Raw genomic sequence first — 4,869 nt, 5'->3', positions numbered from 1 at the left:
TGGTGGTCAGGGGATTCATGATGGGCATCCCGCAGGAGCTCGTGGACTCGGCGAAGATCGACGGTGCCGGCGAGTTCCGCATCCTGACCCGGATCATCGTGCCGCTCTCTCGGGCGGTGATCGCCGTGGTCGCCCTGTTCTACGCCGTCGGCTACTGGAACGCGTTCTTCAACGCGATGCTCTACATCGACGACACCTCGAAGTGGACGCTGCAGCTCGTGCTGCGCTCCTACGTGCTGCAGGGGTCCTCGCTGGTGGGCGCCTCGACCGACTCAGTCGCCCCTCCCCCGCAGTCGGTGCAGATGGCGGTGGTCATGATCGCGATCGTCCCGATCCTGATGGTCTACCCGTTCGTCCAGCGCCATCTCACCAAGGGCGTGCTCACCGGCGCCGTGAAGGGCTGACCTACGTCCGCCGCGCACCGGCTGCCGTCCTGCTCTCCCCACTCGTCCGTCCCGCTGTCCCTGCTGTCCATCGCCACGAAAGAGTTCCCATGTCACACCTCACCACGCCTCATGTCGCTCACCTCGCCGTCCCGCCCGCGGGCGACTCCGGGGTGTCGCGCCGCCGGCTGCTCTCCGGGGCGGGCCTGGGGATTGCCGCGCTTACCGGAGCCTCTGCACTCGCCGGATGCGGCGGCTCGAGCGGCGGGTCGGGTTCGTCCGCCGAGATCAACACCGATCTGGCGCCCCTGCCCACCTACACCCCGATCTCCGACGGCCCCACGCCCGATCTGCCGGGCACCGAGATCGTCCAGCCCGGCTACTTCTCACCGCCCCAGGCGGCCGACCTGTGGAGCTCCGTCGACGACGCGCAGATGCCGCAGTCCTCCGACCCCGTCTCCGCCTTCATCATCTCCTACTCGACCCCGCCGCCCAGCACCAATCCGTTCCTCGACGAGGTCAAAGCGCGCCTGGGCACCGAGCTGGACCTGCAGATCACCTCGTCGGACACCTTCACGCAGAAGTTCGCGACCGTGGTGGCGGGCGGCGATGTGCCGGACATGGTCGAATTCATCGCCTTCGACCTCCCGCCGAACCATCCGCAGCTGCTCGACGCGCAGTTCGCCGACCTCACCGAGTTTCTCTCGGGCGATGCCATCGCGGACTACCCGAATCTGGCCAACATCCCGGCCATCTCGTGGGAGAGCTGTCGCGTCAACGGAAGGATCTATGGCACCCCGGTCCACCGCCCCGCGTTCGGATCGATCATGGTCTCGCGTCCGGACCTCTTCGAGGAGATCCTGGGCGAGGAGCCCGCCCCGACCTCCAAGGACGAGTTCACGACGATGCTCACCGAGGTCACCGATCCCCGGGCGGGACGCTTCGCGCTGACCGGACAGAGCGGCGGCTCCGCCGTCGACTGGGGATGGGACTTCCTCGGCGCGATGTTCGGGGTGCCGAACCAGTGGGGGCTCGAGGACGACCAGCTGATCCACCGCTTCGAGACCGACGCCTGGTTCGAGACCCTCGACTACATCAAGCAGCTGTGGGACCTCGGCGTGTATCACCCGGACACCCCTTCGTCCTCCGGCTCCCAGGCCAAGGCCTACCTCGCTGCGGGGACCTCCCTGCTCCATCAGGACGGCATCTCGGCGCTGCTGGACAAGACCTCTCCCTCGACGCCGTACGACGCGATCGTCCCGTTCGCGGCGTCCGGCGGTCCTGGGATCATGTACCAGGGCAGCTCCCTGTTCTCCTTCACGGCGCTGAAGAAGGCCGAGGGCGAGCGACTGGTGGAGCAGCTGAGGATCCTCAACTACCTCGCCGCCCCTTTCGGCTCGGAGGAGAACTTCTTCCTGACCTACGGCGCTGAGGGCGTGCACCACCAACGAGAGGCCGACGGGTCGGTGACACTCACCTCCGACGGCACGGCACAGATCGGCCCCTCCGCCGTCAGCTATCTCTCCGCACCTCCGCAGGTGCTGTTCTCGGCGGTGCCGCTCGAGGATCGGATCACCCGCGATCACGCCTGGCAGCAGGCGACCGAGAGCATGCTGCTCAAGAGCGCGGTGGCAGGGCTGTACTCCCCCACCTCCTCGAAGGCGAGCTCCGCGGAGGGTGACGTGCTCACCGCGGCGACCGAGTACGTGCTGGGACGCGCCGCTCTGGACACGGTGCACACCGCGGTCGAGAGCTGGACGTCCGGATATGGCGACACCATCCGCGAGGAGTACACCGAACAGCTCGGCTGAGGCCGCGCATCACCCCGAGATCTCGACGAGGAGACGATGATGAACGAGAACCGAGAGACCCCCCGCACCACCGCTCACGGAGCACCGGGCAGACGTGCCGTGCTCGGCGCGGTCGCTGCGACCACCGCCGCCGCGACCGGCGCCCTGGGAACGGCCGGCGCGACCGCGCACGGTACGGACCGCCCCGAGGCCGGCGCGGACGCGGGACGCCCCCGCCCGGGCGAGGTCACCCACCGGCCGCCGGCGGATACCACCACCGTGCTGCGCAACCCGCTGACCGGCTGGGTGCTGTACGGCACGGGCAGCCCTGCGGACGACTACTGGACGAACTACGACGCACTCGTCGTCCCCGGGCGCGAAGACACGGTGCGCGTCGCCGACTACGCCCACACCCTGTACTTCCGTCTCGCATGGACGGTGCTGAACCCCGAAGAGGGGGTGTATGGCTGGAACGTCCACGAGGGACTGCGGACGATGATCGAAGGCGCCGAGGAGCGCGGCATGCGCCTGGCCTTCCGCGTGGTCGTGGACAGTCGCGACAAGTCCAGCGACTTCACCCCGCCGTACGTCCGCGAGGCCGGGGCCCAGGGGTACGAGACCCAGACAGGCTCGACGACCGTCTGGTCGCCGTACCCGGACGACCCGGTGTTCCAGGACAAGTACGAGACCTTCGTGCGCGCCCTCGGAGAACGCTTCGACGACCCGACCGCGGTGGACTTCGTCGACGGATACGGCCTGGGCAAATGGGGCGAGGGACATTCGATGCGCTATCTCGACGACGCGAATCGGGAGGCGGTCTTCCACTGGAGCGTCGACCTGTATTCCGAGGCCTTTGCCAAAGTGCCGCTCGCCATCAACTACCACCGCATGATCGGAGGCACCGAGGACTGGGGCGAGCCGGATCCCGGCAGCGCCGCGCTGCTCGAGTACGCGATCGACAAGGGGTACATGCTTCGGCACGACGCCTTCGGGATGACCACGTACTACAGCGGATGGGAGCGGGACTTCGCAGCGCCGTGGATCGGGAAGCTGCCGATCATGTTCGAGGGCGGGTGGGTCACGCAGTCGCACAGCTACACCGACGACCCTCGCGGCTACGAGACCATCGAGGACGTCCGTCGTGGCGAGTACGAGGACGCCGTCGAGGCGCAGGTGAACACCATGGACTTCCGCATCAACGAGACCGTCTCCTGGTTCGAGGACGCACCGGACCTGGTGGAAGACTTCATCTCCCGAGGCGGGTACCGGTTGCAGCCGGTGGAGGTCACAGTGCCGCGGAGCCTTCCGCGACAGCACCGCTGCACGATCTCCCACAGCTGGACGAACCTGGGGTGGGGCGTGTTCCCGGGGGACCTCCCGCAATGGGAGGGGAAGTACAAGGTCGCCCTCGCCCTATTGGACGAGGAGGAGGACCATCGAGTGGTCCAGCTCTTCGTCGACGACTCCGCGCAGCCCTCGAAATGGGCCCGGGGCGAGACTTACGAGCACTCGCTCGACGTGACGGTGCGAGGCCCGCGCCGAGATCGCCTCGCCTGGGGCATTGCCATCATCGACACCACGCGCGGCGACATGCCCGGAATCGAGCTCGCGGCGACCGGCGACCGCACCGCGGACGGCTGGCTGCTCCTCGGCAGTTGCCGCGTGGGCTGAGCGAGGTTGGCCCGGTCCGCACCCTGCGTCGGGTCGGGCCGGGCACCCCAGCACCCGGGAGTCAGCACCCAGCGCTCAGCGCACCACCCACCACAGCAGGATCGAAAGGCAGCGACCATTGATCGAGGAGACACTCCGCCCCGACATCGCCGTGCTCGGAGGGGGGCTCGCCGGTGTCTGCGCGGCGATCGGCGCGGCCCGCCGCGGCCGGAATGTGGTGCTCGCACAGAACCGGCCCGTGCTCGGCGGGAACTCCTCGAGCGAGGTGCGGGTGTGGGTGTGCGGCGCGACCGCCCACGGCATCCACCTGTTCGCCCGGGAGACCGGCATCATGGGCGAGCTGTTCGTGGAGAACCAGTACCGCAACCCCGAGGGCAATCCCTACTACTGGGACCTGCTGCTGCTCGAGAAGGTCCGCGCCGAACCGAACATCACGCTTCTGCTGAACACCGATATCACCGAGGTGACGGCCGACGGGCCGGCGGACGCGCGCGTGATCCGCAGCGTCACCGGATGGATGAGCGGCTCCGAACGCCGGATCACGCTCGAGGCCGCGACGTTCATCGACTGCACCGGGGACGGCCTGGTGGGCTTCCTCGCCGGGGCAGAGTACATGGCCGGCCGGGAGCCGCACGACCGGTTCGGGGAGTCCTGGGCGCCGGAGGTGCCGGACCAGAACATGCTGGGCAGCACGATCCTGTTCTACTCCAAGGACGTCGGTGAACCCTCGAAGTTCGTGCCGCCCGCCTTCGCGGTCGACGTCGACGCGGCAGGGATCCCCGAGCATCGCATCATCCGCCAGGACATGCGGGGCTGCGCCTTCTGGTGGATCGAATGGGGCGGCGAGCTGGACGTCGTCCACGACAACGAGCGAATCCGCGACGAGCTGCAGGGGGTCTGCTACGGGCTGTGGGACCACATCAAGAACTCCGGTCGGTTCGACGCAGAGAACCTCACCCTCGAGTGGGTCGGTTCGGTGCCCGGCAAGCGCGAGTACCGCCGCTTCGTGGGAGAGCACGTCCTCA

At 68.3% G+C, this 4,869-nt stretch carries 4 protein-coding genes; all 4 read left to right on the top strand.

Annotated features, from left to right (window positions below):
• Positions 1–404 (top strand): carbohydrate ABC transporter permease (locus ACOJSN_RS12370; protein WP_420112802.1); only part of this gene is annotated, 404 nt, incomplete at its 5' end.
• Between the two features lie 89 nt (positions 405–493).
• Positions 494–2,194 (top strand): extracellular solute-binding protein, encoded by a 1,701-nt coding sequence (locus ACOJSN_RS12365; RefSeq protein ID WP_420112801.1) that lies wholly within the window; start codon positions 494–496, stop codon positions 2,192–2,194.
• A gap of 39 nt (positions 2,195–2,233) precedes the next feature.
• Complete coding sequence (locus ACOJSN_RS12360) at positions 2,234–3,844, top strand: DUF4832 domain-containing protein (RefSeq protein WP_420112800.1); 1,611 nt, start codon at positions 2,234–2,236, stop codon at positions 3,842–3,844.
• 118 nt (positions 3,845–3,962) lie between these two features.
• Positions 3,963–4,869: FAD-dependent oxidoreductase (locus ACOJSN_RS12355; RefSeq protein ID WP_420112799.1), on the top strand; the 907-nt coding region annotated here is incomplete at its 3' end.

The sequence above is a fragment of the Pseudactinotalea sp. genome, from assembly GCF_048594945.1.
Taxonomy (GTDB): Bacteria; Actinomycetota; Actinomycetes; order Actinomycetales; family Beutenbergiaceae; genus Pseudactinotalea.
This window is presented reverse-complemented; position numbering and strand designations above follow the sequence as displayed.

What these genes read in the sequence shown, in the direction of transcription:
- ACOJSN_RS12365 (WP_420112801.1), top strand. Translation starts at nt 494, where the DNA reads ATGTCACACCTCACCACGCCTCATGTCGCTCACCTCGCCGTCCCGCCC.
- ACOJSN_RS12360 (WP_420112800.1), top strand. Translation starts at nt 2,234, where the DNA reads ATGAACGAGAACCGAGAGACCCCCCGCACCACCGCTCACGGAGCACCG.